This is a genomic window from Natronosalvus vescus, assembly GCF_023973145.1.
GTDB classification, from domain to species: domain Archaea; phylum Halobacteriota; class Halobacteria; order Halobacteriales; family Natrialbaceae; genus Natronosalvus; species Natronosalvus vescus.
The window spans coordinates 1,671,435-1,697,026 of sequence record NZ_CP099546.1 but is presented as its reverse complement, the minus strand read 5'-3'; the positions used below and the strand labels follow the sequence as shown (position 1 = coordinate 1,697,026).

General features: G+C 63.8%; 27 protein-coding genes and 1 pseudogene. 11 read left to right on the top strand and 17 right to left on the bottom strand.

Annotated features, from left to right (window positions below):
• Positions 1-60: 60 nt before the first annotated feature.
• Positions 61-699 (bottom strand): thiamine phosphate synthase, encoded by a 639-nt coding sequence (gene thiE, locus NGM68_RS08145; protein ID WP_252701147.1) that lies wholly within the window; start codon positions 697-699, stop codon positions 61-63.
• 120 nt (positions 700-819) lie between these two features.
• Between thiE and mfnA the strand changes: the two genes are divergently transcribed.
• From mfnA to NGM68_RS08130, 3 genes are all read left to right on the top strand, one after another.
• Complete coding sequence (mfnA, locus tag NGM68_RS08140; RefSeq protein WP_252701146.1) at positions 820-1,899, top strand: tyrosine decarboxylase MfnA; 1,080 nt, start codon at positions 820-822, stop codon at positions 1,897-1,899.
• Positions 1,900-2,023: 124 nt separating this feature from the next.
• Positions 2,024-2,356 (top strand): hypothetical protein, encoded by a 333-nt coding sequence (locus NGM68_RS08135; protein ID WP_252701145.1) that lies wholly within the window; start codon positions 2,024-2,026, stop codon positions 2,354-2,356.
• A gap of 81 nt (positions 2,357-2,437) precedes the next feature.
• On the top strand, positions 2,438-3,073 hold the full coding sequence (locus NGM68_RS08130; RefSeq protein WP_252701144.1) for a hypothetical protein: 636 nt from the start codon (positions 2,438-2,440) through the stop codon (positions 3,071-3,073).
• Between the two features lie 46 nt (positions 3,074-3,119).
• Here the strand turns inward: NGM68_RS08130 and NGM68_RS08125 are convergent, their stop codons facing one another.
• The gene (locus tag NGM68_RS08125) at positions 3,120-4,028 is read right to left on the bottom strand and encodes a PhzF family phenazine biosynthesis protein (protein WP_252701143.1); all 909 of its coding nucleotides are present in this window, start codon (positions 4,026-4,028) and stop codon (positions 3,120-3,122) included.
• Between the two features lie 127 nt (positions 4,029-4,155).
• On the opposite strand from NGM68_RS08125, the gene NGM68_RS08120 reads away from it, so the two are divergent.
• Positions 4,156-4,638, top strand: a complete 483-nt coding sequence (locus NGM68_RS08120) for a universal stress protein (RefSeq protein ID WP_252701142.1) — start codon at positions 4,156-4,158, stop codon at positions 4,636-4,638.
• Positions 4,639-4,780: 142 nt separating this feature from the next.
• On the opposite strand, the gene NGM68_RS08115 is transcribed toward NGM68_RS08120, so the two are convergent.
• From NGM68_RS08115 to NGM68_RS08100, 4 genes and pseudogenes are all read right to left on the bottom strand, one after another.
• Positions 4,781-5,731 (bottom strand): biotin--[acetyl-CoA-carboxylase] ligase, encoded by a 951-nt coding sequence (locus NGM68_RS08115; protein WP_252701141.1) that lies wholly within the window; start codon positions 5,729-5,731, stop codon positions 4,781-4,783.
• A 110-nt stretch (positions 5,732-5,841) separates the two neighbouring features.
• A complete protein-coding gene (locus tag NGM68_RS08110) occupies positions 5,842-6,960 on the bottom strand; it encodes a Gfo/Idh/MocA family protein (RefSeq protein WP_252701140.1) in 1,119 nt (372 codons plus the stop codon).
• A gap of 108 nt (positions 6,961-7,068) precedes the next feature.
• Positions 7,069-7,272: a DUF8005 family protein gene (locus NGM68_RS08105; protein WP_252701139.1), complete on the bottom strand. Its 204-nt coding sequence runs from the start codon at positions 7,270-7,272 to the stop codon at positions 7,069-7,071.
• Positions 7,265-8,143: pseudogene (locus NGM68_RS08100) on the bottom strand (ABC transporter ATP-binding protein); the annotation flags it as partial. The gene NGM68_RS08105 and the pseudogene NGM68_RS08100, both read right to left, overlap by 8 nt.
• Here NGM68_RS08100 and NGM68_RS08095 point away from each other — a divergent pair.
• On the top strand, positions 8,110-8,685 hold the full coding sequence (locus NGM68_RS08095; RefSeq protein WP_252701138.1) for a DUF8054 domain-containing protein: 576 nt from the start codon (positions 8,110-8,112) through the stop codon (positions 8,683-8,685). The pseudogene NGM68_RS08100 and the gene NGM68_RS08095 overlap by 34 nt on opposite strands.
• A gap of 22 nt (positions 8,686-8,707) precedes the next feature.
• On the opposite strand, the gene NGM68_RS08090 is transcribed toward NGM68_RS08095, so the two are convergent.
• Positions 8,708-9,262 (bottom strand): DUF6663 family protein, encoded by a 555-nt coding sequence (locus NGM68_RS08090; protein ID WP_252701137.1) that lies wholly within the window; start codon positions 9,260-9,262, stop codon positions 8,708-8,710.
• A 169-nt stretch (positions 9,263-9,431) separates the two neighbouring features.
• Positions 9,432-9,593, bottom strand: coding sequence for a hypothetical protein (locus NGM68_RS08085; protein ID WP_252701136.1), 162 nt, complete (start codon positions 9,591-9,593; stop codon positions 9,432-9,434).
• A 129-nt stretch (positions 9,594-9,722) separates the two neighbouring features.
• Between NGM68_RS08085 and NGM68_RS08080 the strand changes: the two genes are divergently transcribed.
• Both NGM68_RS08080 and NGM68_RS08075 read left to right on the top strand, forming a co-directional pair.
• Positions 9,723-10,790 carry a M42 family metallopeptidase gene (locus tag NGM68_RS08080; RefSeq protein ID WP_252701135.1) on the top strand — a complete coding sequence of 356 codons (1,068 nt, stop codon included), beginning with the start codon at positions 9,723-9,725 and terminating at the stop codon, positions 10,788-10,790.
• Positions 10,791-11,001: 211 nt separating this feature from the next.
• Complete coding sequence (locus NGM68_RS08075) at positions 11,002-11,589, top strand: plastocyanin/azurin family copper-binding protein (protein ID WP_252701134.1); 588 nt, start codon at positions 11,002-11,004, stop codon at positions 11,587-11,589.
• A gap of 102 nt (positions 11,590-11,691) precedes the next feature.
• Here NGM68_RS08075 and NGM68_RS08070 read toward each other — a convergent pair whose 3' ends face one another.
• The 3 genes from NGM68_RS08070 to NGM68_RS08060 all read right to left on the bottom strand — a co-directional run bounded on the left by NGM68_RS08070 (position 11,692) and on the right by NGM68_RS08060 (position 15,838).
• Complete coding sequence (locus NGM68_RS08070; RefSeq protein WP_252701133.1) at positions 11,692-12,213, bottom strand: SRPBCC family protein; 522 nt, start codon at positions 12,211-12,213, stop codon at positions 11,692-11,694.
• Positions 12,214-12,639: 426 nt separating this feature from the next.
• The gene (gene gatB / locus NGM68_RS08065; protein WP_252701132.1) at positions 12,640-14,124 is read right to left on the bottom strand and encodes an Asp-tRNA(Asn)/Glu-tRNA(Gln) amidotransferase subunit GatB; all 1,485 of its coding nucleotides are present in this window, start codon (positions 14,122-14,124) and stop codon (positions 12,640-12,642) included.
• Between the two features lie 652 nt (positions 14,125-14,776).
• Positions 14,777-15,838: a zinc-binding metallopeptidase family protein gene (locus NGM68_RS08060; protein ID WP_252701131.1), complete on the bottom strand. Its 1,062-nt coding sequence runs from the start codon at positions 15,836-15,838 to the stop codon at positions 14,777-14,779.
• 147 nt (positions 15,839-15,985) lie between these two features.
• Here NGM68_RS08060 and NGM68_RS08055 point away from each other — a divergent pair, with 147 nt between their 5' ends.
• Together NGM68_RS08055 and NGM68_RS08050 are read left to right on the top strand one after the other, a co-directional pair.
• Positions 15,986-16,285 carry a hypothetical protein gene (locus NGM68_RS08055; protein ID WP_252701130.1) on the top strand — a complete coding sequence of 100 codons (300 nt, stop codon included), beginning with the start codon at positions 15,986-15,988 and terminating at the stop codon, positions 16,283-16,285.
• Between the two features lie 268 nt (positions 16,286-16,553).
• On the top strand, positions 16,554-17,510 hold the full coding sequence (locus NGM68_RS08050; RefSeq protein WP_252701129.1) for a zinc-dependent metalloprotease: 957 nt from the start codon (positions 16,554-16,556) through the stop codon (positions 17,508-17,510).
• A 15-nt stretch (positions 17,511-17,525) separates the two neighbouring features.
• Here the strand turns inward: NGM68_RS08050 and NGM68_RS08045 are convergent, their stop codons facing one another.
• Both NGM68_RS08045 and thsA read right to left on the bottom strand, forming a co-directional pair.
• On the bottom strand, positions 17,526-17,885 hold the full coding sequence (locus tag NGM68_RS08045) for a HalOD1 output domain-containing protein (protein WP_252701128.1): 360 nt from the start codon (positions 17,883-17,885) through the stop codon (positions 17,526-17,528).
• Between the two features lie 85 nt (positions 17,886-17,970).
• The gene (gene thsA / locus NGM68_RS08040; protein WP_252701398.1) at positions 17,971-19,530 is read right to left on the bottom strand and encodes a thermosome subunit alpha; all 1,560 of its coding nucleotides are present in this window, start codon (positions 19,528-19,530) and stop codon (positions 17,971-17,973) included.
• Between the two features lie 173 nt (positions 19,531-19,703).
• Here thsA and NGM68_RS08035 point away from each other — a divergent pair, with 173 nt between their 5' ends.
• Positions 19,704-20,531 carry an amidohydrolase family protein gene (locus tag NGM68_RS08035; protein WP_252701127.1) on the top strand — a complete coding sequence of 276 codons (828 nt, stop codon included), beginning with the start codon at positions 19,704-19,706 and terminating at the stop codon, positions 20,529-20,531.
• 87 nt (positions 20,532-20,618) lie between these two features.
• Here the strand turns inward: NGM68_RS08035 and NGM68_RS08030 are convergent, their stop codons facing one another.
• The 4 genes from NGM68_RS08030 to cysE all read right to left on the bottom strand — a co-directional run bounded on the left by NGM68_RS08030 (position 20,619) and on the right by cysE (position 23,160).
• On the bottom strand, positions 20,619-20,810 hold the full coding sequence (locus NGM68_RS08030) for a 30S ribosomal protein S17e (RefSeq protein WP_252701126.1): 192 nt from the start codon (positions 20,808-20,810) through the stop codon (positions 20,619-20,621).
• 107 nt (positions 20,811-20,917) lie between these two features.
• The gene (locus NGM68_RS08025) at positions 20,918-21,565 is read right to left on the bottom strand and encodes a DUF447 domain-containing protein (protein ID WP_252701125.1); all 648 of its coding nucleotides are present in this window, start codon (positions 21,563-21,565) and stop codon (positions 20,918-20,920) included.
• A complete protein-coding gene (locus NGM68_RS08020; protein ID WP_252701124.1) occupies positions 21,562-22,464 on the bottom strand; it encodes a triphosphoribosyl-dephospho-CoA synthase in 903 nt (300 codons plus the stop codon). Before NGM68_RS08020 ends, NGM68_RS08025 begins: the two co-directional genes overlap by 4 nt.
• Positions 22,465-22,650: 186 nt before the next feature.
• Positions 22,651-23,160 (bottom strand): serine O-acetyltransferase, encoded by a 510-nt coding sequence (gene cysE / locus NGM68_RS08015; protein ID WP_252701397.1) that lies wholly within the window; start codon positions 23,158-23,160, stop codon positions 22,651-22,653.
• Positions 23,161-23,389: 229 nt separating this feature from the next.
• Here cysE and NGM68_RS08010 point away from each other — a divergent pair, with 229 nt between their 5' ends.
• A complete protein-coding gene (locus NGM68_RS08010) occupies positions 23,390-25,567 on the top strand; it encodes a CDC48 family AAA ATPase (RefSeq protein ID WP_252701123.1) in 2,178 nt (725 codons plus the stop codon).
• The last annotated feature ends 25 nt before the right edge of the window (positions 25,568-25,592 follow it).

Sequence of the window (25,592 nt, the reverse complement as noted above, 5' to 3'; positions counted from 1 at the left end):
ACAGTGTGTCACTCGAGGAAGTGTTAACGTTGGCATTGCCGTCCATCGATGCCGGCATTTTTATAGTTGGCAGGCCCTCCTCAACCGTTCGGTCGCCGTTTTCGGATCGTCCGCCGTCGTAATCTCACTGATCACTGCGACACCAGCCGCCCCGGCTTCGCGCACGGCTCGAGCGTTTTCGGCGGTGATGCCGCCGATTCCGACGACGGGAATCGAGACGGCGTCGGTGATCGTCGCGATTCGCTGGGGCCCGATCCCGTCCTCGTCGGGGTCGACGTCCTTCGACGACGTGCCGTACACTGCGCCGACACCCAGGTAATCCGCGCCGTCGGCTTCGGTCCGTCTCGCTTCCGCCACCGTCGACGCCGAGCAGCCCACGATCCGATCGGATCCCAGAAGCTCACGGGCAACGGGTACCGGGAGATCCGACTGCCCGACGTGGACGCCGTCGGCGTCGATCGCCAGTGCCAGGTCAACCCGGTCGTTGACGATCAGCGGCACCCCGGCCGCTCTCGTCCGGTCTCGAAGCGTCCGCCCGAGTTCGTACCGATCGTGTGCCGACATCTCCTTTTCTCGAAGCTGTACCACGTCGATACCGCCCTCAAGCGCTGCTTCGACGATCTCGAGGGTCGACCGACCGGTGGAGATCGACTCCTGGGTGACGAGGTAGGTTCGCCATTCGGATGGATCGACAGCCATACAGGGACTGTGGTAGAGGGGAAAGTAAGCAGCTTCGAAACGACATGTGCGAACGGGTAACACTCATCTTTCCGCATGGATAGCACAACGAATAAACCTGTGCCCCCGCTCTCCGGAGATATGCGAGCGAAGCCCCAGTCGTTCGATCGGGTGCTCTCGTCGATGTGTACGGAGCCCCATCCGGACGCCCGCGAGGCAGCCCTCCAGTTTCTCGCGACGAACCCGGGCGACCCAGGGACGTATCCGACGGTGGCGGCCCTCGAGGACGATGCCATTACGGCCCTCGGCGAGATTACCGGCCTCGAGGAACCTGCCGGCTACATCGCGAGCGGCGGTACCGAAGCGAACATCCAGGCCGTTCGTATCGCCCGCGAACGCGTGAACACCCCCACCCCGAACGTCGTTCTGCCTGAATCGGGTCACTTCAGCTTTCGAAAGGCCGCAGACCTGCTCGGGATCGAGCTCCGAATCGTGCCGACCGACGAGAATCATCGCGTCGACATCGATGCTGTCTCCGAGAGCATCGACGAGGACACGGCACTGGTCGTCGGCGTGGCAGGGACGACGGAGTACGGGCGGGTCGATCCGATTCCCGAACTGGCGAGGATCGCTCACGACGCTGGTGCGCTGTGTCACGTCGACGCCGCCTGGGGTGGCTTCGTGCTCCCGTTTACGGACTATCAGTGGAACTTCTCACACGCTCGGATCGACACGATGACCATCGACCCACACAAGATGGGACAGGCGGCCGTCCCCGCCGGCGGGTTGCTCGTCCGCGAGGCGGCGCTGCTCGACGAGCTCGCAGTCGACACCCCCTATCTCGAGACGACCGCCCAGGCCACGCTCACCGGAACCCGATCCGGCGCAGGGGTCGCGAGTACCGTCGCCGCGTTCGAGGCGCTGTGGCCGGACGGCTACGCGGCCCAGTACGAGCGATCACAGGCGAACGCCGACTGGCTCGCGGCCACACTCGAGGGCCTGGGCTACGACGTCGTCGAACCGACGCTCCCACTCGTGGCCGCCGCCGTGCCGACCGGGACGTTCGACGCACTCCGGTCGAAAGGGTGGCGCATCTCACGGACGGGTAACGGTGAACTTCGAGTGGTCTGTATGCCCCACGTCACCCGATCGATGCTCGAGTCGTTCGTCGACGACCTGGCGGCGCCCACCGTGCGCGAGCGCTCCTCCGCGCCGTTGTAGCTGATAACTGAGAGAGGGGCACTGGTAACGGATAACCGAGAGAGGGGCACTGGTAATACAGCCCAACCGCCGTCGAATCGATACCGATACACGTTTTTCCTCACCGTCCACAGTACCGAACGAGATGAACCGTTTCGACTACACCGCCTTCATCGGGTTCGTCGCGCTCGTGGCGCTCTCGTACGTGATCGAGACGCCGCTTCTCGGTGCCGCGTTTGGCGGGTTTCTACTCTCGCTTTCCGTCTGGCGTCTCTACGACGGTTACCCCTGGGAGGCCATCGCCTGGCTGGCGTGGGTCGGAGCCGCGGTCGCACTCGTACTCGCCCCCGGTGGGTCGACGTTTTTCGTCCTCTTTTTCGGCTCGCTGGTGGTGGGCGTCGCGCTCCTCTTCGGGAGTCGATTCGACCTGTTGCCCGACATCTGGCGTACCGACCCGGCGTCGAGCGATCACTCCTGAGGGGTCGGTGACGACTGGACGGGTGCCGATACTGACAGGTTCGTCGCAGTGATTATACCTCTCGAGAGTGTGGCACCCGCCATGGACGTACCACACACCGTAAAGTGGGGGCTCGTGCATCGCACCGTGGCTATCGGTTCGTTTCTCCTGGGGGGATTGCTCGTCGTCATCGGTTTTCTCGCCGGATTCTGGGGATCTATCGGCGTGCTCGTCTCGGATCCACTCGATCCGCGGCCCGCGATCGACGCGTCACGGCCGATGGTGACGGTCGCATTCGCGCTTCTCGGTATCGCCGTCTGGCAGTTCGGTAAGTCGATCGCGCTGTTTCACACGCTGCCTCGAGCGGCCGGGCGAGAGGCGGCTCGCCAGTTCGATCATCAGACGCTCAAGAGCGACGTGTTGCAAGCACTCGATGGCCGTCTCACCGACATGGAAGAGGACATCGCCGAAACACGCCGGAGCGTTCAGGAACTCAAACGCGCCGAACACGCCGCCGCCTTCGACGAACAATCGGTGCTCGAAGACAGTTCGGAGACGCCCGCGCTCGAGGGATCCTCGACAGCGTCCAATCGGCGCGGTCCATCGGGGACGGACAGCCAGACATCGAGTGGGAGCCGCGAGACGACGAGTGGGCGCTCATCACAATCGCAATCGTCCACACAATCGCAACCCTCCGCACCATCGGACGACGACCGATCCGATCCGCTAGACGAGTAATCGATACCAAATATGCGAAACGAATAGTCGACACCCGGAGGACGTTTTACGCCTCGAGAATGTCGTCGTCCGCAGCGTCTGGGACGACGATCGATCCGTCGAGTGCCGTCACTGCACGACCGCCGACCTGCACCACCGAGTCACGAACACGAACACGAACGGATCCCGGCCGGTCGACGTAGTGCCCTTGCTCGAGTCCGAGTTCCTCCGGGAGCGGATCGAACGCGTCGAATCGGTCGAGGTAGGCACCGACTGCCCCGCTCGCCGTCCCGGTGACTGGATCTTCGGGTACCCCAGCGCCGGGGGCGAACATCCGGCCGTGTAGCGTCGAGTCGGCCTCGAGGGCGTCGAACGTAAACAGATAGATGCCGGTGGCGTCGATCCCGTCGGTCAGCGACTCGATTGCCGTCATGTTCGGTTCCGCGGAGCCGACGTCCGAGAGGTAGGTAATTGGGACGACGAGGAAGGGGAGACCAGTCGAGGATACCGCCAGCGGAAGGTCAGCTGATGCCCCCTCGAGTGCGGCCCGATCGACCCCAAGCGCGTCCGCGACCTCGCCGTAACCCAGGTCGACTTCCCGAATCGTCGGTACGTCCTGGGTCATCCAGACGGTGCCGTCGGATTCGACCTCGATCTCGAGGACGCCGACGTTCGTCTCGAGCCGTGAGGTGCCGGTCTCGACGATGCCTTCCTCGTGAAGGTGCCCGAAGGAGGCGATCGTCGCGTGCCCACAGAGGTCGACCTCCTGGGTCGGCGTGAAGTAGCGAATCCGTCGGTCGGCTTCGTCGGACCCACTGGGGCTGAGAAACGCGGTTTCGCTGACGGCGACCTCGCGTGCGATTGCTTGCATCTGCTCTGCTGACAGTCCCGCCCCGTCGGGAACGACGCCGGCGGCGTTGCCGGTCAGTGGCTCGTCGGTGAACGCGTCGACCTGCAGTACCCGTCTCGTCTCCATACCGGCGCGAGGGTCGGGCGGTAAATCAATCCACCGACAGTTGCGGTTCGACTGGGTTTGACGACGGGTTTCGTCGGTTTCACGACAACGTTATTATCCCTGGGGGGAGTATGCACAATGATAACGCATGTACGACTGTATCCTCGTTCCCACCGACGGCTCGGTGGAGGGCGAGCGCGCGGTCGAGTACGCAATCGACCTCGCAGAGCTACACGGCGCTACGATCCGGGCGATCTACGTCGTCAACGCGGCAAACTATGGTGGGTTGCCGATGGAAACGGCCTGGGACGGGATCAGCGATGCGCTGCGTGAGGAAGGGCAGGCAGCGGTCGACCGGGTGGTCGAACTCGCACCAGACGACATCACCGTCGAAACGCAGGTGCTCGAAGGATCACCGAGCCGAGTGATCGTCTCGCAGGCCCAACCGGGCAACTGCGATCTCGTGGTCATGGGCACGCATGGACGCGGGGGCATCGACCGACTCCTCCTCGGAAGCGTCACCGAACGGGTCGTCAGGCGAGCCGGCGTCCCGGTGTTGACCGTCCGCGTCGACGAATCGCTCGATGACGACGCCGATTCCGTCCAGAACGCACAGGCGACCGTCGAGTAAGTGGTGAAGGAGGCCAGGGTCGGCTCGAGGAGTGGCCACGCACTTGGGCACGGTAACTCGAGATACCATTGAAATTGCGAGACGCTCGAGGAGCAATTGTCAACCGTCAGCCGCCAGTTTCACCGATAAAAAAGGAGCGCGGTCACGCCGGCCGCAAGTGCTCACAGTCGCCAGCCGTCACGGTACGCTCACCGTCGTCAGTTTCCACGCGGAGGGCACCCCGATCGGTGACGTCGATAGCCCGACCGACGATCGTCGTGTCCGCGACTTCAACCCGGACGCGCTGGCCTGGTGTCGCCGCCAGGTCACGCCAGGCCGGAACGACCGCCTCGAGGTCGGATCGATACTCGTCGAACGCCTCGAGCACTCGCTGTACGAAGATCCGACGGTCGACGTCGCCAACTTCCGCCCGAACGCTGGTCGCCCCTTCGGGCAGCGATTCCCTCGAGAGGTTCGCATTGAGGCCGATTCCCATGACGAGCCACTCGATTCGGTCGGTTTCACCTTCCATCTCCGTCAAAATTCCAGCGAGTTTGTGGTACGCGCCGTCGTCGCCGACGGGAACGATCACGTCATTCGGCCACTTGATCGCCGCGTCGACGCCCGCCTCCCGGGCCGTCTGCGTCACCGCGACGGCTCCGGCCAGCGTGTACAGTGGGGCTCGAGCCGGCGGTATCGAGGGGCGACAGACGACGCTCATCCAGACGCCGCCCGAGGGCGAATCCCAGGCACGCTCGAGGCGACCCCGTGCGCCGGTCTGTTCGTCTGCGACGACGACTACGTCCGATTCCCCGGCGGCGGCCAGTTCGCGCGCTCGATCGTTCGTGCTCCCGATCGTCTCGTGGAACTCGACCGAAAAGGGGGCCTCGAGCCCGTACTCGATCGCCGGCCCGGAGTAGGCGTCGATCGTGTCCGCGTCGGCATCGAGGCGGTATCCGGAACCGGTGCTTTCGATCTCGAAGCCGGCGTCGCGTAGCGCTTCGACGTGTTTCCAGACGGCCGCACGGGAAATCTCGAGGTCGTCCGCCAGCGCCGGGCCGGAGACGGGGCCGGCCGCCAGTTGCTCGAGAACCGCCCGTCGGGTCTCGTTCATACACGAGGCAGTGCGGGCGAACCACTTAACGAGGCTGATTACCGAAGCAAGTCGTCGATAGGTGGTACTCGAGTCGTCGCTCGGTGCTCGCCGGAGTCCAGATCAAACGGTTATCCACGTTCGCCCGAATCCAGACCAACCGGTTCCGCGCGTCCGCTGGACCGCAATTCGACTGCCTCCCCGCGCTCGCTCGAGCGGTAGATTCCGTCGACGATACGCTGGACGGTCAGTGCGTCCTCGACGCTCGCACCGACGTCGATCTCGTTTCCGGACTCGATGGCGTCGAAAAACGCCCGTTGCTCGTCGACGTGGCCGTCGTTCTCCCCCGGCGAAAGCGTCGTATCCACGAAGTGGTCGGTACCCGTCGACCTCGCGGAGTGGATCGTGACCTCGTGGTCGTGCAGGTCGAAGACGGCGGCGGCCTCCGTGCCCCGGACGACGATTTCGTACGTCGGCGGGCGGTTCGTCGCCCACGCGACCTCCAGGGAGATCGTTCTGTTGCCGTCACAGCGAATAAATGCACTCGCGGAATCGTCGACGTCGAACCCATCCGGGCCGGCATCCTCGCCCCACATCTCGAGGTAGGCGTACTCCTCGCGGCCCCCGAACTCGCTTCGAGTGACGCCGGAGACGGTCTCGACCGTGGGATACTCGAGCAGGTACATCGACAGGTCGATCACGTGCACGCCGATGTCGATGAGCGACCCACCGCCAGCGACGTTCTTGCTGGTAAACCACGAGCCACGACCAGGGACGCCGCGCCGGCGGACGTAGTTGGCCTCTACGTGCATCACCTCTCCCAGCTCTCCCCGGGCGATTCGGTCGGCGATCAATCGAACCCCGTTTCGAAACCGGTTGTTGAACCCGACCATCGATACACCATGACTCTTCGCCGCGGCGGCCGCGATCCGCTCGGCGCTCTCGAGGGTGTGTGCCAGCGTTTTCTCGAGCAGGACGTGGCGGTTGCGCTCGAACGCATCGACGGCGTACTCTTCGTGGAACGCGTTCGGCGTCGTGATGACGACCGCGTCCACGGCGTCGTACAGCTCGTGGTGGTCGGCGTAGCTCTCCGCGTCGTAGCGCTCGGCGAACCGTCTCCGAGCGGCTTCAGAGACGTCCATCCCGCCGACGATGGGGACGCCGAGCTGTGACAGACGTTCGGCGTGATGCTGGCCGATGTTCCCACAGCCGACGATGCCGGTTTTGACGGTCGATCGATCGGCCGTCATGACGCGTTCACCGCGACGTCGAACCTCGAGTGGTGTGGTCGTAGCCCCTGGGTCAGTGGACGACTCGCCCGCGTCGGCGGCCACCGCTCGACGGTCGTCCGCATCCGGTCAGCACAGTTGTTCCTCATTCTCTCGTCGTTCTTGCTCGGTTTGATGTCGTTGTTTCGACCGCGCTCGGCCGCGTCGGTACTGCCTGATACCCGGGATGATCCGGTTCTTGACGTCCAGAGCGAACGAGACGATCCCGTAGATCCGGAAGAAAAACAGGATCGTCAGTCCGCCGTAGTAGACGATGGGGATGAGCTCAGTCATGCTGGCTGCTCGCCTCGGTTTCCGTCCCTGCTGCGTCGGTTGCCGCCGACAACGATTCGATTCCATGGGCGATCGCTTCGCCGCTCGCGTTGTCGAACAGATGGATCTTCGAGCGGTCGAGGACGACCGACACCGCCTCGTCCTCGTCGATATCGGCGTCGGGATCGACGCTCATCAGCAACTGATTCGACGCGGAGGAGGCCTCGTCGCTCGTCATCATCTCCGTGCTGCCCCCGTCCAGCGACAGGTAGACGAAAATCTCGTTCCCCATCGGCTCGAGGACGTCCGTTCGCGCCTCGATGACCGCCGAAGGGTTCGCTGCCGAAGCCGCGTTGTCAGCGAGATGGATGTCCTCGGGGCGGATCCCCATCGTCACTCGATCACCGACCACCGGATCGATAGCGAGGGAATCGAACTCGAGGTCGAAGTGCTCGGTCTGCAGTCCGCCGCTCGTGAGTTCGCCCTCGACGAAGTTCATCGACGGCGAGCCGATGAAGCCCGCGACGAACAGGTTCGCAGGCTCGTTGTAACAGACCAGCGGCGGATCGATCTGCTGGAGCTGACCGCCGTTGATGACCGCGATTCGGTCGGACATCGTCATCGCCTCGGCCTGGTCGTGGGTGACGTAGATGATCGTCGTATCCAGCTGTTTGTGGAGTCGCTGGAGCTCCGTCCGCATGTGTACCCGGAGCTTCGCGTCCAGGTTCGCCACCGGCTCGTCCATCAGGAAAACATCCGGTTCGCGAACAATTGCTCGAGCGATGGCCACACGCTGTTGTTGCCCGCCGGAGAGTTCGTTCGGTTCGCGATCGAGCATCCCCTCGAGCTGGACGATTTTTGCGGCCTGGTCGACCCGGCGGTCGATCTCGTCTGTGTGTTCCCGATGCCGGTGACAGCGAATCGACGCCCCCAGACGGGGAAGCGATACTCGCCGCCCTCTTCGAGGCCGGCGTCGTCATTCCCGAGGGCGAGGAGATCCAGCTCGATCCCGACGTCGAGTCTGCCTGGAGCCGCGAGATGGAGACGCTCCGGAACCAGGATCTCGAGGAACTCGCGGCCATCGCGGACGAACAGTCACATCCGTCGGTGGACGCCCGCGCCCGACGTAGCTGGGGGCGACCAGTCATCGTTCTCGGGCCCGAATCCGGCACGCCAGTAACACTTCGACGCGGCGTTGCGAGTGCGGAACTCGCCGCCGCCCGAACGCTCGAGCCGATGGTCGACGACGAGGCGATCAGACGGGCCGCCGGCCGACCGCTTCGCTCGCTGCTCGAGGAGTGTCCGCGCTGTGGCGGCGAGGTGACGATCACCCGCTCGAGTTGCTGTGGGGAGACGACTCCGATTGGCCAGACGCCATCGGAAAAACTCGTCTGTCCCGCCTGTGACGTCCGGTTTTTCACCTACGAGGAGTAGCGTCCGGCACGCGAGCGGTGTCCTATTCGTAGGTCTCCGCCATCGTCTCCGCAAACAGTCCGTCGGGATCGAGAACGATCGTGACGAGGACGAACGGCTCGGAGAGGTCGAGCACCCAGACCGAAAATGGGGGATCCTCCGACTCGGCTGCGCGTTCGATCAGCGGCTCGAGCGGTTTCTCTCCATCACGAAATTCGCCGAATAGGTCACGCTGACCGGGTTGATCCGCGAAGGTGTAGACGACGCCGTTCGGTCGCCCGTCGGTGTCGCGAGTCACCCGCGCGTTCATCGCCTCACCGGCCCGGTGTGCCGCCTCGAAACAGCCCTGGGCAGCCTGGAAGACGGGGGCATCAGTGCGACGGAAGTGAAAGCGCGTTCGATCGACGACGTCCCATTCGCCGAGTCTCGGCTGCTCGTCCTCCCACTCGATTTTGGCGTCGATCCGGTTGCCGACCGCGAGTTCGGCGTCGATCGCTGGCACGTAGGTCGGGTCGCCGGTGTCGACCTCGAGGAGGAGCCACTCGTCGTCGGTGCGCCCGGGGAAGACGCGAAAGGTGCCCTCGGTGGTCGGCGTCATTGGTACCCATTCGGTACCCAGGAAGTATAATCCCGGCGAACGCGGTCGGAAGCTGTGTTCGACGGAGGGAGCTGTGTTCGACGGAGGGAGCTGTGTTCGACGAATATGGACGGCAGTGGAGTACGATCACGCTCCGCTACCGGAAGAACGTCTCGATCACAACCACTCCTCAGCCCGCGGATCGATTCATCCGTACGAGGGCACCCCCCGAGAGGCCCACCATCGCGATCCCCCACACTAACCAGAGAACGGCGTTCCCGAGGGTGTACACCAGCCATAGCGTCACTACGAACAACACGACGAGTGCGGCGACCTGGTGGCGTTCTTCCATCGGGACAACGTCCGTCCTCGAGGCTCCTGAGTGCATCGATCACCCGTAGGCCACCGTACACCACCTGAAGTACCGGCACACGCCACTGGAATCCGCGCTCTTATACCGGTTCGGTCCAGACCCACCCACATGACAGAGGTTGCGTTCGATCTCGAGTTGCTAACTGAACTGACCGAAACGAGTGGGGTGCCGGGGTACGAGGATCGAATCCGCAAACTCGTCGAGACCGAGTTCGAGGAGAGCGTCGACCGCGTAAGAACCGACGCGATGGGAAACGTCGTCGGGACGATCGAGGGTAACTCGGACTACTCCGTCGCGGTTGCGGCCCATATGGACGAGATCGGTTTCATGGTCAAACACGTCGCCGGCGACGACGACGGCTTTGGCTTCCTCCAGGTCGACGCGCTCGGCGGGTGGGACGCCCGCGTCCTCAAAGCCCAGCGAGTCACGATCCACACCGAAGACGGTGACATCCCTGGCCTCATTGGTTCGCCGCCACCACACACACTTAGTGAAGAGGAGCGATCGAAGACGCCCGAGGTCGACGACGTCTACATCGACACCGGCCTCCCGAAAGACGAACTCGAAGAACAGGTTGCCATTGGCGACCTCGTCACGATGGATCAGGACACCGAACTCGTCGGCGAGACCGTCACCGGGAAGGCACTCGACGATCGAATCTGCGTGTTCGCCATGCTCGAGGCCGCACGCCGGATCGAGAACCCGGCGGTGACGATCCACTTCTGTGCGACCGTCCAGGAGGAAGTCGGTCTCCGCGGGGCGAAAGCGCTCGGCGTCGACGTCGATCCCGACCTCGCTATCGCACTGGACGTGACCGTCGCCAACGACGTCCCTGGCTTCGAGGCCGCAGATCACGTGACTCGTCTCGGCGAAGGTACGGCGATCAAGCTCAAGGACTCGAGCGTCATCACCAGCCCGAAGGTACACCGCCGACTGAGGGCCCTCGCCGAGGACGAGGAGATCGACTACCAGCTCGAGGTGTTGCCCGCTGGCGGTACAGACACGGCCGGCTTCCAGAACACCAGCGGCGCGAAGCCGGTGGGTGCAATTTCTATCCCGACCCGGTACCTCCACACGGTCACGGAAACCGCCCACGTCGACGACGTCTCGGCGACGATCGACCTGCTCACGGCGTTCCTCGAGTCCGAAACCGGCGACCACGACTATACGTACTGAGCGCCGTTCGGTGATCGAGGCTCGAGCGCCGACGGTTGTTGCACCGAACTTTCAGCCGACCTAAAACTACACCATATGTAGTTTACAACTTCAAAAACCATAGTCCAAATTCTACCCCTTCCCCTCGGTCGCAATCGAAACTCATCACGGAACCGACCGATGGAACGACAGAACCGAAGATTTCAGTATCGACCGTTGCTAACCTTCGGGCATGAATCCACTCGAGGAGGACGAACACCTCTCACGGCGGCTCTTTCTCGCCGGTGCGGCGGGAACGGCAGTAGCGGCGGGCGCGAGCGCGAGCGGCCTCGCACAGGAAGACGAAGGGGACGAAGGGGATGAGGACGACGAAAATGGCGATGAGAACGGCAACGGCGGCGGTGGCGGCACCGAATTCGTCGAAGTCGGTGACAACTACTACGATCCCGACAGTCTGACGATCGAACCCGGAACCACCGTCGTCTGGGAGTGGGTCGGCGAAGCTGACCACAACGTCGAACCGACCGAGCAGCCGGACGATGCCGACTGGGAGGGACACACGGATCTGAAAGCCGACGGCGACTACGAACACACGTTCGACGTCGAGGGATCCTACGACTACGTCTGTACCCCCCACGTCGGCGTCGGTATGGTCGCCTCCATCGAGGTCACCGAAGACGCCGGTGCCGTCGCGGATGGGCCGGCCGACCTCGTCCCCGACGCCGCATGGACGCTGCTGATCGCCACCGTCGCTGGCATGGTCTCGACGCTCTCGCTCGTCTACTTCTTCATGCGCTACGGCGGCGAACCCGCCGAGTAAGCGCTACTCGATACTCGAGGGTTTTTCACTCGAGGCGAACGAATCCAACTGGGTGACGGGTGACTGGCTCGAGCATGAGCCAGTCACCGACACTCGAGCCAGTCACGGCGTCTCGTGCACGGTCAACTCCACGGATCGTCGCGTGCCCTCGATGTCGGCGACGAGCCGCTCGAGCACCCGTCGAGCCTCGTCCATGAGTCTGGGCTGCAATCTGTCGATCACCCACCCCATCGAGACGAACCGCGGTAACGAGACGACATCCTCGTCCGCCGAATGAGGGTCGTAGACGGCTTCGAAGTAGATTCGACTCGCCGTATCGACGGTCTCTGGAGCCTCGTCGGGAACCGACTCGATTCGCCACTCCCCTACGGCGTCGATATCTTTGATCAGCCGCCACTCGAGCGAGGTCGGTGCAGACACACCCGTGACTTCCGACCGAGCCGTGTAACTGAGTTTCCACCACGCCAGTCGAAGATCGTACCGGGTGCCGACGTCACCGTCACCGTCGACCCGAACGGACTCGAGGTGGTCGGCGTACCGTGGGTACCGCGAGAAATCCTGCAGGTACGGAAAGATGGTCTCGGGCGACCGATAGACGACCGTGCTCACGAGGATTCGATCCACACCCCGGGTACGCACAAGGGTGACGTAAGGCTGACGGACGGCATTTCGCTTCTCGTACACCGGACGCTCGAGCGACAGCGGGCACTCGACCGATCCGTTCGCAAGTTACCCACCACCGAGACGATGGATGACTGCTACAATTCCGCACCGCAGATAGCACAGGAATCCGGTTTCAGGACGGTTCGGTGGACGTACTCACAGTGTGTACACCGATAGAGGACAGGGGAATCTGAGCAGGCCATACCGGCCATTATGTATAGATGATCGTGTACGTTTCGATCCGTCACAAGTATTGCGATCCGAAACACCACGACGGATCCAGTAGTCGGTTGGCACGCTGGTCACGACACGCCCCCGCGTCAGAATCGAACCACGTCGACTCGAGCAGGGCACCGCCAACGGAAGTCAGTACGCTCCACACTCGAGTCAGCGCTCGAGTTCGGCCCTGAGCATCCCGTTGACGTCACCCGGATCCGCGCTTCCGCCGGTCTTTTGCATGACCTGGCCGACGAGAAAGTTGATCGCCCCGCCTTCGCCCGCTTCGTAGTCGGCGACGGCGGCGGGGTTCTCTTCGATCGCTTCGACGACCGCCTGCTGTACCTCGTCTTCGCCGGTCTTGCCGAGACCCTCGCGCTCGACGATCGTATCCGGATCGTCGCCGTCGTCGAGCATCTCGCGCAGGACGACCTCTTTGGCGTTCTTCGCCGTGATCTCGTCGGTCGCGACGAGTTCGACCAGGCGGGCAACCTCCTCGAGGCGGCCCTCAACGTCGGTGACGTCCATGTCGCGGTAGTTGAGTTCGCCGAGCAGTTCGTCGGCCACCCAGGTCGCCGCGAGGTCGGGATCGAACGCGCTGGCGACGTCCTCGTAGAAGTCCGCCACCTGCTTCGTGGAGGTGAGCTTCGAGGCGGCTTCCTCGCTCAGGCCGTACTCCTCGCTGAAGCGCCTCCGGCGGGCCTTGGGAAGTTCCGGAATCGGGATCTCGTCCTTCCAGTGAGAGACGCGCAGGGGCGGCAGGTCAGCTTCCCGGAAGTACCGGTAGTCCTTCTCGGCCTCCTTCGAGCGCATCGAGACGGTGATCCCGCGGCTCTCGTCCCAGTGGCGGGTCTCCTGTTCGACCTCGCGGCCTCGGCGGACGGCGTTTTTCTGGCGCGTCTCCTCGTAGGCCAGTGCCTTCTCGGCACCCTTGTGACTCGAGATGTTCTTCACCTCGGTACGATTCGCCGCCTCGAGCGCCTGGAGACCGATCGAGCCGTCGTCCTCGACGAACTCGCCGTCGACGATCGAGAGGTTGGCGTCGACGCGGAGACTGCCGTCGCGACCGGCGTCGAAGACGCCCAGGTACTCGAGCACCTCCTCGAGTTCGGCGAGGAAGGCCCGCACCTCCTGTGGGCTGCGGAAATCGGGGGCGGTGACGATCTCCATCAGGGGCGTCCCAGCCCGATTGTAATCCACCCGGGTGTACTCGGCGGTGTCGATGTTTCCGCCGACGTGCTGGAGGCTGCCCGGATCCTCCTCGAGATGAGCGCGCTCAATGGTGACCGTGCGGCGCTCGCCTTCGACCGAGATCTCGAGGTCGCCGTCCTGGCAGATCGGCTCGTCGTACTGCGTGATCTGGAAGTTCTTGGGGAGGTCGGGGTAGTAGTAGTTCTTCCGGTGGAAACGGGTTTCCTCGGGAATGTCGGCGTCGATCGCCTTTCCGATCTTGACGGCCGACTCGACGGCGGCCTCGTTGAGGACGGGCAGCGACCCCGGTAGACCGAGACAGACGGGACAGACGTTCCGGTTCGGCCCGTCGGCGGGTTCGGTGGAACAGCCACAGAAGATCTTGGTGTTCGTCTCCAGCTGGACGTGCACCTCGAGTCCGATGACGGTGACGAGGTCTCCCTGCTGGACGGTTTGTGCGGTCATTGGAAGCGATTTGACCTGCGGGCGCTAAAGGATAACGGAGCGTCGTTGGCGTACAGACTGAGCGATGTCGGCGTAGCGTAACGCCGCATCGAGCGGCAAACTCGTCCGGGAGACCCGGACGACGCAACAATGAAGGGAGCCTCAAGGAGACGATCCGATGCCGTGAGGAGAGGGCACCATCAGGGCGGTCATCATTACACTCCCCGTTAGAAACGAGTGGGGTCGTCGACTCCTCTCTCGAGGGACATCGCGTTCCATCGCACCTATCCGTTAAATGCCTTTAGTGTACGCAAAATATCACCCGGAACACTAACGTCCAGCATCATCCCGAGGCGGCATGCCGCGTCTGCTGGCTAACCCTCGTGCCGGGCGAGCGGTTCCACAGGAACCACCAACTGGTGTGCCGGTGTGAACCGCCACACGGTGTCGCTATCGGTGTCGCGTACCCGGGTTCGCCGGTCTGTCATCGCACCCAAAGTGGGTGTACTCGGCCGGGGACTAAAGGTACGCAGTCCCAGTAGGGTCTGATCGCGTTTATGTACTGCGGAACCTGGGTGGTGCTTCACGTGCGCCGGTTCGACTCGAACCTCGAATCGATTGCCCGAAACGCAAAACAGGAATCGACTCGCTCGAGGTCAGTGTCCGACCCCGTTCAGACGTCCACAGTGAACGGAGTGAACGTGTGGGCCTCGCTCGCGAACGCGCCAAGAAGCGTCGCAATCTCCTCGAGGTCGTCCGTCTCGATCACTTCCACCGGGGTGTGCATGTAGCGGTTGGGGACGCTGACGACCTGGGAGGGGATGCCGCCAGCGGCGGTGAAGAAGCCGTCCGCGTCCGTGCCGGTGCCGCCACCGAGGGCTTCGATCTGGACGTCGATCTCGACGTCCTCAGCGATCGATCGCAAGGCGTCGAAGAGCACCGGGTGGTTGGTGCTACCGCGGCCGAGCGCCGGCCCCCCGCCGAGTTCCATCTGGCTCGTCTTCTCGCTCGGCGCGGAGGGGTAATCGACCGCGTGACCGACGTCCACGACGACGACGGCGTCGGGCTCAAGGTCGAATCCGACCATCTTCGCGCCCTTGATGCCGAGTTCCTCCTGGACGGTCGAAACGGCGTATACGGTCGCCTCGGTACCGTTCTCGACAGCCTGGCGAAATCCCTCAGCGGCCGCCCAGGTGCCGACGCGGTTGTCGACCCCTCTCGCAGCGAGGCGGGTTTCGGAGAGCCAGGACACAGTCGAGGAGAACGTGATCGGGTCGCCGATCCGAACGCGCTCGGCCGCCTCGTCCTCGCTGTCGGCACCGATGTCGATCCAGAGATCGGTGATTTCGGGGTCGTCGCCGTCGTCTTCCCGGAGGTGGATCGCCGTCTGGCCGATGACGCCATCCACGGGGCCGTCGTCGGTGTGGATCGTGACGTGTTGCCCACGGGAGACGGAGGGGTCGCTCCCGCCGATACGCCCGGGGCGGACGAACCCGTCGTCGTCGATCGATTTGACGAGAAATCCGATCTCGTCGGCGTGACCAGTCAGGACGATTTCCGGCGCGTCGGGATCGCCCTCGTGGACGGCGATAGCGTTTCCGTAGGCGTCGGTACGAACGTCGTCCGCGAACTGTTCGACGTACTCGAGCCAGACGCGCTGCCCGCGGGTTTCGTAGCCAGAGGGCGATGGCGTCTCGAGCAACTCGACGAGGAACTCGCGAGCCGATGTATCCATACTCGGAAATCGAACGGTCGGGGTTTGAACCTGTTGGAACCCGGTCTCGAGGCATGATCCGACCTCGAGAGGTGAGTGCTGTGGCAATGCTATGGCCTGTCTCATCACAGCACAAAGGATAAATGTCGAGTCGTCGTACTGTGTGTTATGGGCGAAAAAAAGTTCACGTTTATCGAGTTGCATCTGGACGGTGACACCCAGTTCGGTCCCAAAGAAATCGGTGAGGCGGCACCGTTCGGCACCACCAGTGACACCGACGAAGCCGTAGCGACCGACGACGAGGACGCCGCGGCCGCCGACGAGGAAGGAGGAAAAGGCGCTGCCGTTGGCGTCGTGCTGGCCCTGATCGCGCTCGTCGCCATCGCAATCGGCGTGAAGAAACTCCGCGGCGGCGACGACGAATCCGAACTCGAGGAACAGGACGAACCGGACATCATCGTCTCTTGAATCGCCCCGAAACGGCCGAACCTGCGCTACCTCAACACTTTCTGACAGATGCCGTCGTATTCGAACCCGTATTTGAGACGCCGTCGGCCAGTGATCCGACCACCTGCGACGTCCCATGCCCAGCGATCATCACTCGAGTCTCGCTCGATCGTTCGAGGCGCATCCAAAACTGACACGCTCAACGAACGTCTGAAACTGACATCCAGATCCGTACGTTCTCGTTTGTTTCGTCAGAACCCTTTTTGTCCCCGTTCCCGTATCTCGTCGTGTGAATCTCTTTCATAGCGTTCGTGCCGTTGCCGGCGCCTCCGGCGACGCCGCCGTGGACTGGCACGCCGCTTCTGAGGCCGCGAAGGCCGCCACGGAGCCTGGATCGATCTCTCTCGAATCCGACGAACAGGCCGCTTACGCTCGAGACGTCCGCGATGCGCGAGCGGGCGTCCGGGCCGCCGCCGGACTCGAGTTCGACGTTCCCGAGGTGGTCGAAATTCAGAACCGACATCACTGGATCGACGCCAACATCGAGACGTTCGAACGCGTGATGGCCCCGATGGAATCCCAGCTTGGCGCGTTCCCGGGTGCTGCGCGAACGATCAATACCGGGACGATGACCGTCCTGTTGGCGTTTCTCGGCCGAAACGTGCTCGGCCAGTACGACCCACTCCTGCTCGCGGAGACGCCAGAGGACGACCACGCGCTATATTTCGTCCGACCGAACATCCTGAAGGCGGCCGAGGTTCTCGAGGTCGATCCCGATCGGTTCCGCCGCTGGATCGCCTTCCACGAGGTGACCCACGCCGCGGAGTTCGGCGCTGCCCCCTGGCTGTCGACCCATCTCGAGTCGCGGATGCAAGACGGCATCGACGCACTCGCCGAGGGGTCGTTCGACCGGAGCGTGTTTCGTGAACTCGATACGACGATGACCGTCGTCGAGGGGTACGCCGAACTCCTGATGGATCACGCGTTCGACGACGAGTACGAGGATCTCCGTCGAAAACTCGACGCCCGGAGACAGGGTCGTGGCCCACTCCAGCAACTGTTCAGGCGACTGCTCGGACTGGGGTTAAAACAGCGCCAGTACGAACGCGGAAAAGCCTTCTTCGAAGCCGTCACGGATGCCAGAGACCTCACGTTCGCCAGCCAGGTCTGGAACCATCCCGACAACCTCCCATCCGACAGCGAACTCGATGCGCCACGCCACTGGGTAGCTCGAATGGAGCGATAACCGGTTCGGCGAGTATCAGGTTACTGGTAACGCCATCGGTTCGATGACGATCTCGCCATCGCCGTGAACCGTGACCGTACACTGTCCGTAGATAAACGAAACGGCGACGGACTCGAGCCCCCTTTTTTGACCGTCCCAGTCGTTGAATAACTCGTTTAACGCATCCGGATCGATCGCATCCCGAAGCGGCTCGAGATACTCCGGGTCGATACCGCGAATCGATGAAACGGCCATCAAGATAGCGGTACTCACCGGTTCGTACTCCCCACGATCGTACCACGTGTGGTACGTCCCCCGTCGGTCGTCGTAGTAGACCGGCCGGTTCGCTGGCCCCCCAAAACGGGTCAGTCGATCAGTCGGTGGGCTGTGGGACATTACGATTGTAGATATCACATGTTAACACTTAACAGTGTCGGCTAATTACATTGAAGATGATACGAAATAGAAACGGAAGATCGCCTTACTCGGCGGCGATGACGTCGTCGATACGAACGATCATCGTTGCGGCTTCGGTGGCACTTTCGACAGCTTCACGCTTGACGTCGGCAGGGTCGACGACGCCGTACTCGACGGGGTCGTCGATGGTGACGGTTTCGCCGTTGGTGATCAACCCAGCGCGTCCCTCGGCTTCGTGGGCCGCACGGAGGTCGACCAGCGAGTCGATCGGATCCTGGCCGCTGTTACCGGCGAGCGTCCGTGGGACGATATCGAGGGCGTCAGCGAACGCCGTGACGGCGAGCTGTTTGCGGCCTTCGATGCCGGCGGCAGCCGAGCGGACGTGGTCGGCGATGGCGATTTCGGTAGCGCCAGCACCGGGAACGACCTCGCCCGAATCGAGGGCTGCGGTGACGACGTCGAGGGCATCTTTGATAGCTCGCTCGAGTTCGTCGACGACGTGGTCGGTGCCGCCACGGACGAAGACGGTGACGGCTTCGGCGGCCGCACCACCCTCGACGAACGCGAGGTCGTCGTCGCCGTAGGTTTCCGTGCGGATGCGGTCGGCCTGACCGAAGGCGTCCTCGGTGAGGTCTTCGAGCGCGCCGATGCGGCGGGCACCCGTCGCGTTGGCGACCTTCCGGGCCTTCTTGTTGCTGATGTCGTCGAACGTCAGGATGCCTTCGGTAGCGAGCAGCGAGGCGACACGGTCGTCGACGTCATCAGTCGTAAAGAGCACGTCGACGCCGCTGTCGATGACATCCTGGGCGTACTGGCGGAGTTCGGCCTCTTCGGCGTCGATCGCGGCACTAAGCTGGTCGATCGAGTCGATCGAGTACTCGGCGTCGATCTCACCCGTTCGAACGCCCAGTTCGACGTCGAGGATCGCCACGGAGGCGTCTTCGACGGTCGAAGGCATGTCGTCGTGGGCGGGTTCCTCGTCGAGAACGATACCCGGAATCAGTTCGGTCGCACTCGAGGACGCGCCGACCTGCGTGTGGATGTCGATGTTGTCACGCTGAACGCCGTCGTCGGTGTCGACGTGCCGAACGGTTTCGACGACCGTCTCGCTGAGGGCTTCGGTCGTCAGCCCACCGGTTCCTTTGCCGGTCATGCTCGATTCGGCGACCTGACGGAGCAGATCGTCGTCGACATCGGCGTCGAGTACCTGGTTTTCGATGGCCTCGAGCGCGATGCGAGCGGCTTCGTGGTAGCCCTCGACGATCGTCGTCGCGTGGACGTCCTGCTCGATGAGATCCTCCGCCTCGGCCAGGAGGTTCCCGGCGAGAACGGCGGCGGTCGTCGTGCCGTCGCCGATCTCGTCCTCCTGGGTTTCGGCCACTTCGACGATCATCTGTGCGGCAGGGTGCTCGATGTCCATCTCGTTCAGGATGGTCGCCCCATCGTTCGTAATGACGACGTTGCCGCTCCCGTCGACGAGCATCTTGTCCATGCCGCGGGGCCCGAGCGTCGTCCGTACGGCCTCTGCGACGGCCTTGCCGGCCATGATGTTCGACGACTGTGCGTCCCGACCCTGCGTTCGCTTGCTGTCCTCGCTCAGGATGAACAGGGGCTGTCCGCCCATGCGTTGCTGTTGTGCCATGTTGAACCTCAGTAGATGTATCGTCAGCACTTCTATAAAACTGTTTCGGTGCCAACTCGCTCCCCTCTGGCGATTGTGTGCGACAGGTCGACACACGGTCGTGAGACGGACGCAGCCGGTAGCACCTTGAGGGATGGGCTACAACACCCGGACGAATGCTCGAGCTGGAACACGAGTTCCGCGTCGTCGACGTCCACGCCCAGTTGACGCCCGACGCGACCACCAGACCGCGGGGTGGGCCGACGCCCGCCTCTCCAGACCGACTCGAGCGCGAGATGCATCAGGCCGGCATCGTCAGATCGGTCGTCTTCCCGGGCGTGACACCCGGGGAATCGTACGTCGCCCCGAACAACGGCGTTGCCCGACTCAGCGTCGAACGCCCCTTCGTCGCGTTTGCCCGAATCAACGGCGCGGAAGCACCGGACACCGATCAGACCGGTCGGCTGCGAAACGCCCTTCGTCGACGACAGCCGTACCACACCACCCCAGAGGACGTCGAGCAGTACGCCTACGACGACCGCTTCCACGGCTTCGTCCTCGACCCGACCGTCGACGGCGTGCCGGACGACGCCGTCCTTGAGCAACTGGAAACCGTCGGCCTCCCGGTGATCGTCGCCGGTGGCGAGGGCGCACCCCCCGCTACCCTCGCCGAGACCCTACTCGGGCGCGGCTTTCCGGTCATCGTCTCACACTTCGGCGGTCATCCGTTGAACCGATCGCTCATGCACGAGCTGATCGATCGCCTCGAATTCATCGACGACTGCTATCTCGACACGAGCGTCGTCCGCTACCGGGACGTTCTCGAGCGGGCATTACTCGAGCATCCCGATCGTGTGTTTTTCGGCAGCGGCGCGCCGGCATCGCATCCGAACGTGGCGATCATGGAGATCCTCACACTCGACGTGTCCGCGGACAAACTCCGTCGGGCGTTCTCGAAAAACGCCTGTCGGGTGATCGACGAACTCAGACCCGATCGTGGATGAGGTCGAAACGACCTGAAAGACGAGGACGTTGCACGGACGAGTGCCGTCGCTCGGAACGTCCGTTCTCGAGTGAGTGAAACAGTCAGTTCAGGCCGAAATGGCTGCGCCCTTCTTCCGTGTGACGTAGCCGGCGATTCGGTTTCGAACGCCTTTCGATTCGATGTTCGTCAGCTCCGTGACGCTGTCTTTGTTCTGTTCGAAGTCGGTGGTGAACGCCTCCGGGTACTTCTCGAGGAGGACGTTCCCGGTCTTCTTGATGTATGCCGGTTTGATGGCCATACGTGGGCTTCCGTCTAGAGACTCTTATATCGCACCATTTTGCGACGGCAGGTGACGGTTCGGTCACAGTACCCGTTCGCCGCCCGCTCGACGCGTGGCAACTCCAGCTACAGCCACTCGATCACCGCACGACGATCGCGCGAGGGCGTCCACTCGCTGACGGCGACGAGCCTCGAGAAGGCCTGGCGCTCACGCGTCCCGCCTGCTCGATCGACGACGTCGAGTGCGTGATCGAGGCGGCTCTCCAGATCAGTCCGATCGTAGCCGTCGACTTCCAGTCGCGAAGCGGCGACCGTCGCCTCGATGACAGCACCGAACCCGCGGTTGATCGGCGTCACCGTCTCGTGTTCGATTACCGACTCGAGTGGCTCGAGCGTCCACTCCTCCCAGTCGGTGCCGTCGATCGTCCCCGAATCGACCGACTCGACTGCTACCCGCACCCAGGCGTCGGCCGAGTCGAGGACGGGGTCGTCCCGTTCGGTGATCGTCAAGGCGGCGTCGACGAAGTCGACGGGGTCGTGGACGAACTGAACGTAGCCCTCGCCCTGCCGGTGGAAGTTTCGGCGCGTCCGGGTGTTCCCCCAGGTGCGGGCTCGAGCGGGGTCGCCGGCGAACACGCCGAGGGCTGCGACGTTCCACAGCCCGTTGGGGCCGAGCGTCGTGACGACGGTTTCGGCGACGCCGTCCAGGTCGATCGGCCAGCCAATCGATTCTCCATCGTGTTCCGCTCCGCCGTCGGCCTCGGGATCGCTCACAGGTCGAACCCTCCCCGATCGAGGGCGATGAACAGCCCCGCAGCGGTAATGTCGGCCGTCGTTCCCGGATTGACGCCGCGGTCGACGAGATCGGCCGCGAAGGCGTCGACCCGGTCAGGGACGGTCTCGAGGCCACCCGACTCGAGAAGGTCGGTGGCGTGGTCAGTGACGTCAGCGGCGACCGTCTCGCCGTGACGCTTCTCGATGAGCGTGTCCGGCCGCTCCGCGAGCAAGGAGAGGAACACCGAGGCGACGCGGTCGGTCGCCGAACGGGCCGGATCGAGCGCTGCCAGTCGATCGGCGGTCTCGAACGACCGTTCGAACCCGGTGACCCACTCCCGGGCGACGTCGTCGCCGGGGACGCTCGCGTCCATCACGTCGTACAGCGTTATGCCCCGTTCCTCGAGCGCCGGGATCGCATCCTTGCCCCGACGAGCGTCGAGTGGCTCGAGGTCAGCCGGCGGGTCGTCGACGAAGACGTCGACGTGATCGAACGCGCGATAGAACCCGACGCTGTCCTCGACCGTGGTCGCCTCGACGGTCGATCTGGCGGTCTGGTGATCCAGTTCGCGTTCCGCTCGAGTCGCGGCGACGAGGGGGACGAGCAACAGGAGACTACCAAACTGGGTGTTTCCACCCCGCTGTGCTGCCATCCCCTCGACGGCTCGTTCGAACGTCGCCCCGATCGCCTCGCCGCGTTCCGCGCGCTCGAGACCTGGCCGAGCGCCGACCGCACCGGCCAGAAAGTGTTCGAATCGCAGGTCGGGAAAATCGCGGCGTCGGTCGACGTTTCCGGGTTTCGGCGTCCCTGCAACCTCGAGTAACAGCGCCAGTTCGGCGTTAGCTGCCGGCGTTCGCGACGAGTCGGGTGGATTCGTTCGGTCGTGCGAGGGCGACATGTACGTCTCGAGTGTGTCTCGGGGCTCGAACCCCTTAGCGGTACAGGACGATCGTCAGTCGGATCCGTGATCGATGTCGTCCTGCTCCGGAATCGGTGTCGCTCCGCTCCGGGATCGAGGTCGTTCACTCGAGGCTCTCGTCGGTGGTCATGAAACGATTCCCGAAAACAGTTCCGCCAGAGCCGATCAGTCCACTCTCCGGGCCGGTACGCCGGCAACGGTCGCACCTGGCTCGACGGAGTCCGTGACGACAGAACCGGCGCCCACGGTCGCCTCATCGCCGATGGTGATGTCGCCGAGCAGTGTCGCATTGGCCCCGACGAGTACCCCGTCCTCGAGCGTCGGATGCCGCTTCACCGGTTCGTTCGTCGCCCCACCGAGAGTGACGCCGTGATACAGGTGGACGTCCTCGCCGACGATCGCCGTTTCGCCGATAACGACGCCCATGCCGTGGTCGATCGTTACCCGCCGGCCGATCCGTGCGGCGGGATGGATTTCGACCCCCGTCAGAAACCGGGCGAGTTGTGAGAGGACTCGAGCGAGCAGTCGCCAGTTGCCACGCCACAGTTGGTGGGCGAGTCGATGCATCCAGAGGGCGTGTAACCCGGGATAACAGAGGAACACCTCGAGAGCACTTTTCGCAGCCGGATCGCGTTCGGCCATCGCGCGAACGTCCTCGCGCATCCGTCCGAACATCGTTATCGTCCCCATCCGTGCCAGCGTATCCGTCGGTGGGTACGACACACGATTGACCCAGTAGATGAAGACCGATCGACAGAGCGGAGGCGGTCGATGTCAGTGCGAACTTCGGTTCCCGGACACACCATACCTGGCTTTTCCACGCCCGGGCAAGAAGCCTATCGATTGTCTCGAGTCCGCATCGACGTGGGCAATTCTCAAGGTCGTTCGACTGCAAGGAACGATCATGAGCGAGTCGGACGACGATGGTGTGACGCTGACGGTTCGCGCGGCCGAAAAGCGCGATGCAGGTCGTGGCGTCGCTCGCATCCCGGAGTTAGCCAGACGAAAGCTCGGCGTGTTGAGCGGCGACACGGTCGTGATCGAGGGCGAGACACAGACCGTCGCGAAGATGTGGCCGGCCGATCCGGCGATACCCGAACAGGTGGTACAGATCGACGGCGACACGCGAGCGAATGCTGGCGTCAACGTCGGTGATACAGTCCGAGTGATGGCCGCCGACAAGACATTAATCCGGGAGGCAGAAACGGTAACGCTGTCTCCACCACCATCGCTGAGCGACGCCGAATCACGGCTCGCCGAGCGCGTCGCCAACCAGAAACTCCGGAACCGGCCGATCAAAGCCGGCGAACAGATCCGTATAGAGGGCGTCGCGCCGGAGCCGTTCAGCGTCGTCGAAACCGAGCCCGCCGGTGACGTCCGCATCACCGGCTCGACGACCGTCCTCGTGTTCGACGATACAGACGGCTCCGGGCCGTCGATGCCGTCTCAGCCGTCCGCCTCACCGTCTGAACCCTCGAAGCCGGATCGGCCATCCGGCGTGACCTACGAGGACATCGGCGGCCTCGACGAGGAACTCGAGCAGGTGCGAGAGATGATCGAACTGCCGCTCTCGGAGCCCGAGTTGTTCAAACGCCTCGGCGTGGATCCACCCTCGGGCGTCCTCCTCTACGGCCCGCCCGGCACCGGGAAGACCCTTATCGCCCGCGCGGTCGCCAACGAGGTCGAAGCAAACTTCGTCACCATCTCCGGCCCGGAGATCATGTCGAAGTACAAAGGCGAGTCCGAAGAACAGCTTCGCCGGACGTTCGAGGAGGCCCGCGAGAACGCCCCGACGATCATCTTCTTCGACGAAATCGACTCCATCGCGGGCACGCGAAACGACGAGGGTGACGCCGAGAACCGGATCGTCGGCCAGTTGCTCACCCTCATGGACGGTCTCGACGCCCGCGGTGAGGTCATCGTTATCGGGGCCACGAATCGGGTCGACTCGATCGACCCCGCGCTCCGTCGCGGCGGGCGCTTCGACCGTGAGATCCAGATCGGCGTCCCCGACAGGGACGGTCGCCGCGAGATCCTCGAGGTACACACCCGCGGGATGCCCCTCGACGAAGGGGTGAGCATCGAGAAAATCGCCAGTCGCACCCACGGCTTCGTCGGTGCTGACCTCGACGCAGTCGTCACGGAGGCCGCGATGGCGGCGATCCGCGGCCGACCGACCGACGCCGAGGAGCGTGCCACCTGGAGTACGAACCCGACCGTAACCAAGACCCACTTCGACACGGCGCTGGCGGCCGTCGAACCGTCGGCCATGCGGGAGTACGTCGCGGAGTCGCCAAACATGGACTTCGACGACGTCGGTGGCCTCGAGGACGCCAAACAGGTGCTTCGGGAGTCCGTCGAGTGGCCGCTGACCTACGAGACGCTCTTCGAACGGACGAACACCGATCCGCCATCCGGCGTGCTGTTGTACGGCCCGCCGGGAACCGGGAAGACCCTGCTCGCGCGGGCACTCGCCGGCGAGACCGACGTCAACTTCGTCCGGGTCGACGGCCCCGAAATCGTCGATCGCTACGTCGGCGAGTCCGAGAAAGCGATCCGAAAAGTCTTCGAGCGCGCCCGACAGGCAGCACCATCCATCGTCTTCTTCGACGAGATCGACGCCATCGCCGCCAGCCGCGGCGCGGACAGCCACGAGGTGACAGAACGGGTCGTCTCACAGCTGCTGACAGAACTCGACGGAATGCGGGAGAACCCGAACCTCGTCGTGCTCGCAGCGACCAACCGCAAGGAGCACCTCGATCCCGCACTCTTGCGCCCCGGCCGACTCGACACCCACGTGCTCGTTCCCGAACCGGATCTCGAGGCCCGCCGCGAGATTCTCGAGGTACACAGCCGCGGCAAACCGTTCGCCGACGACGTCGACCTGGACGAGGTGGCCGCCGACCTCGAGGGGTACACCGGCGCCGACCTCGAGGCGCTCGTCCGCGACGCCTCGATGCGGGCGATTCGGGAGGTCGCGACGAAGTACGGCCCGGCGGAAGCGAACGACCGCGCCGACGAGGTGGTCGTCGAACGCCGCCACCTCGAGGACGCACGGGCGGCGGTCGACGACAAGCGGTAGTTGAGGCCGTCAGGACAGTTTTTTG

Excerpts from the sequence above, each read along its gene's own strand:
- thiE (WP_252701147.1), bottom strand. The coding sequence starts at position 699 with ATGGCTGTCGATCCATCCGAATGGCGAACCTACCTCGTCACCCAGGAG.
- mfnA (WP_252701146.1), top strand. The coding sequence starts at position 820 with ATGCGAGCGAAGCCCCAGTCGTTCGATCGGGTGCTCTCGTCGATGTGT.
- NGM68_RS08135 (WP_252701145.1), top strand. The coding sequence starts at position 2,024 with ATGAACCGTTTCGACTACACCGCCTTCATCGGGTTCGTCGCGCTCGTG.
- NGM68_RS08130 (WP_252701144.1), top strand. The coding sequence starts at position 2,438 with ATGGACGTACCACACACCGTAAAGTGGGGGCTCGTGCATCGCACCGTG.
- NGM68_RS08125 (WP_252701143.1), bottom strand. The coding sequence starts at position 4,028 with ATGGAGACGAGACGGGTACTGCAGGTCGACGCGTTCACCGACGAGCCA.
- NGM68_RS08120 (WP_252701142.1), top strand. The coding sequence starts at position 4,156 with ATGTACGACTGTATCCTCGTTCCCACCGACGGCTCGGTGGAGGGCGAG.
- NGM68_RS08115 (WP_252701141.1), bottom strand. The coding sequence starts at position 5,731 with ATGAACGAGACCCGACGGGCGGTTCTCGAGCAACTGGCGGCCGGCCCC.
- NGM68_RS08110 (WP_252701140.1), bottom strand. The coding sequence starts at position 6,960 with ATGACGGCCGATCGATCGACCGTCAAAACCGGCATCGTCGGCTGTGGG.
- NGM68_RS08105 (WP_252701139.1), bottom strand. The coding sequence starts at position 7,272 with ATGACTGAGCTCATCCCCATCGTCTACTACGGCGGACTGACGATCCTG.
- NGM68_RS08090 (WP_252701137.1), bottom strand. The coding sequence starts at position 9,262 with ATGACGCCGACCACCGAGGGCACCTTTCGCGTCTTCCCCGGGCGCACC.
- NGM68_RS08085 (WP_252701136.1), bottom strand. The coding sequence starts at position 9,593 with ATGGAAGAACGCCACCAGGTCGCCGCACTCGTCGTGTTGTTCGTAGTG.
- NGM68_RS08080 (WP_252701135.1), top strand. The coding sequence starts at position 9,723 with ATGACAGAGGTTGCGTTCGATCTCGAGTTGCTAACTGAACTGACCGAA.
- NGM68_RS08075 (WP_252701134.1), top strand. The coding sequence starts at position 11,002 with ATGAATCCACTCGAGGAGGACGAACACCTCTCACGGCGGCTCTTTCTC.
- gatB (WP_252701132.1), bottom strand. The coding sequence starts at position 14,124 with ATGACCGCACAAACCGTCCAGCAGGGAGACCTCGTCACCGTCATCGGA.
- NGM68_RS08060 (WP_252701131.1), bottom strand. The coding sequence starts at position 15,838 with ATGGATACATCGGCTCGCGAGTTCCTCGTCGAGTTGCTCGAGACGCCA.
- NGM68_RS08055 (WP_252701130.1), top strand. The coding sequence starts at position 15,986 with ATGGGCGAAAAAAAGTTCACGTTTATCGAGTTGCATCTGGACGGTGAC.
- NGM68_RS08045 (WP_252701128.1), bottom strand. The coding sequence starts at position 17,885 with ATGTCCCACAGCCCACCGACTGATCGACTGACCCGTTTTGGGGGGCCA.
- thsA (WP_252701398.1), bottom strand. The coding sequence starts at position 19,530 with ATGGGCGGACAGCCCCTGTTCATCCTGAGCGAGGACAGCAAGCGAACG.
- NGM68_RS08035 (WP_252701127.1), top strand. The coding sequence starts at position 19,704 with ATGCTCGAGCTGGAACACGAGTTCCGCGTCGTCGACGTCCACGCCCAG.
- NGM68_RS08030 (WP_252701126.1), bottom strand. The coding sequence starts at position 20,810 with ATGGCCATCAAACCGGCATACATCAAGAAGACCGGGAACGTCCTCCTC.
- NGM68_RS08020 (WP_252701124.1), bottom strand. The coding sequence starts at position 22,464 with ATGTCGCCCTCGCACGACCGAACGAATCCACCCGACTCGTCGCGAACG.
- cysE (WP_252701397.1), bottom strand. The coding sequence starts at position 23,160 with ATGTTCGGACGGATGCGCGAGGACGTTCGCGCGATGGCCGAACGCGAT.
- NGM68_RS08010 (WP_252701123.1), top strand. The coding sequence starts at position 23,390 with ATGAGCGAGTCGGACGACGATGGTGTGACGCTGACGGTTCGCGCGGCC.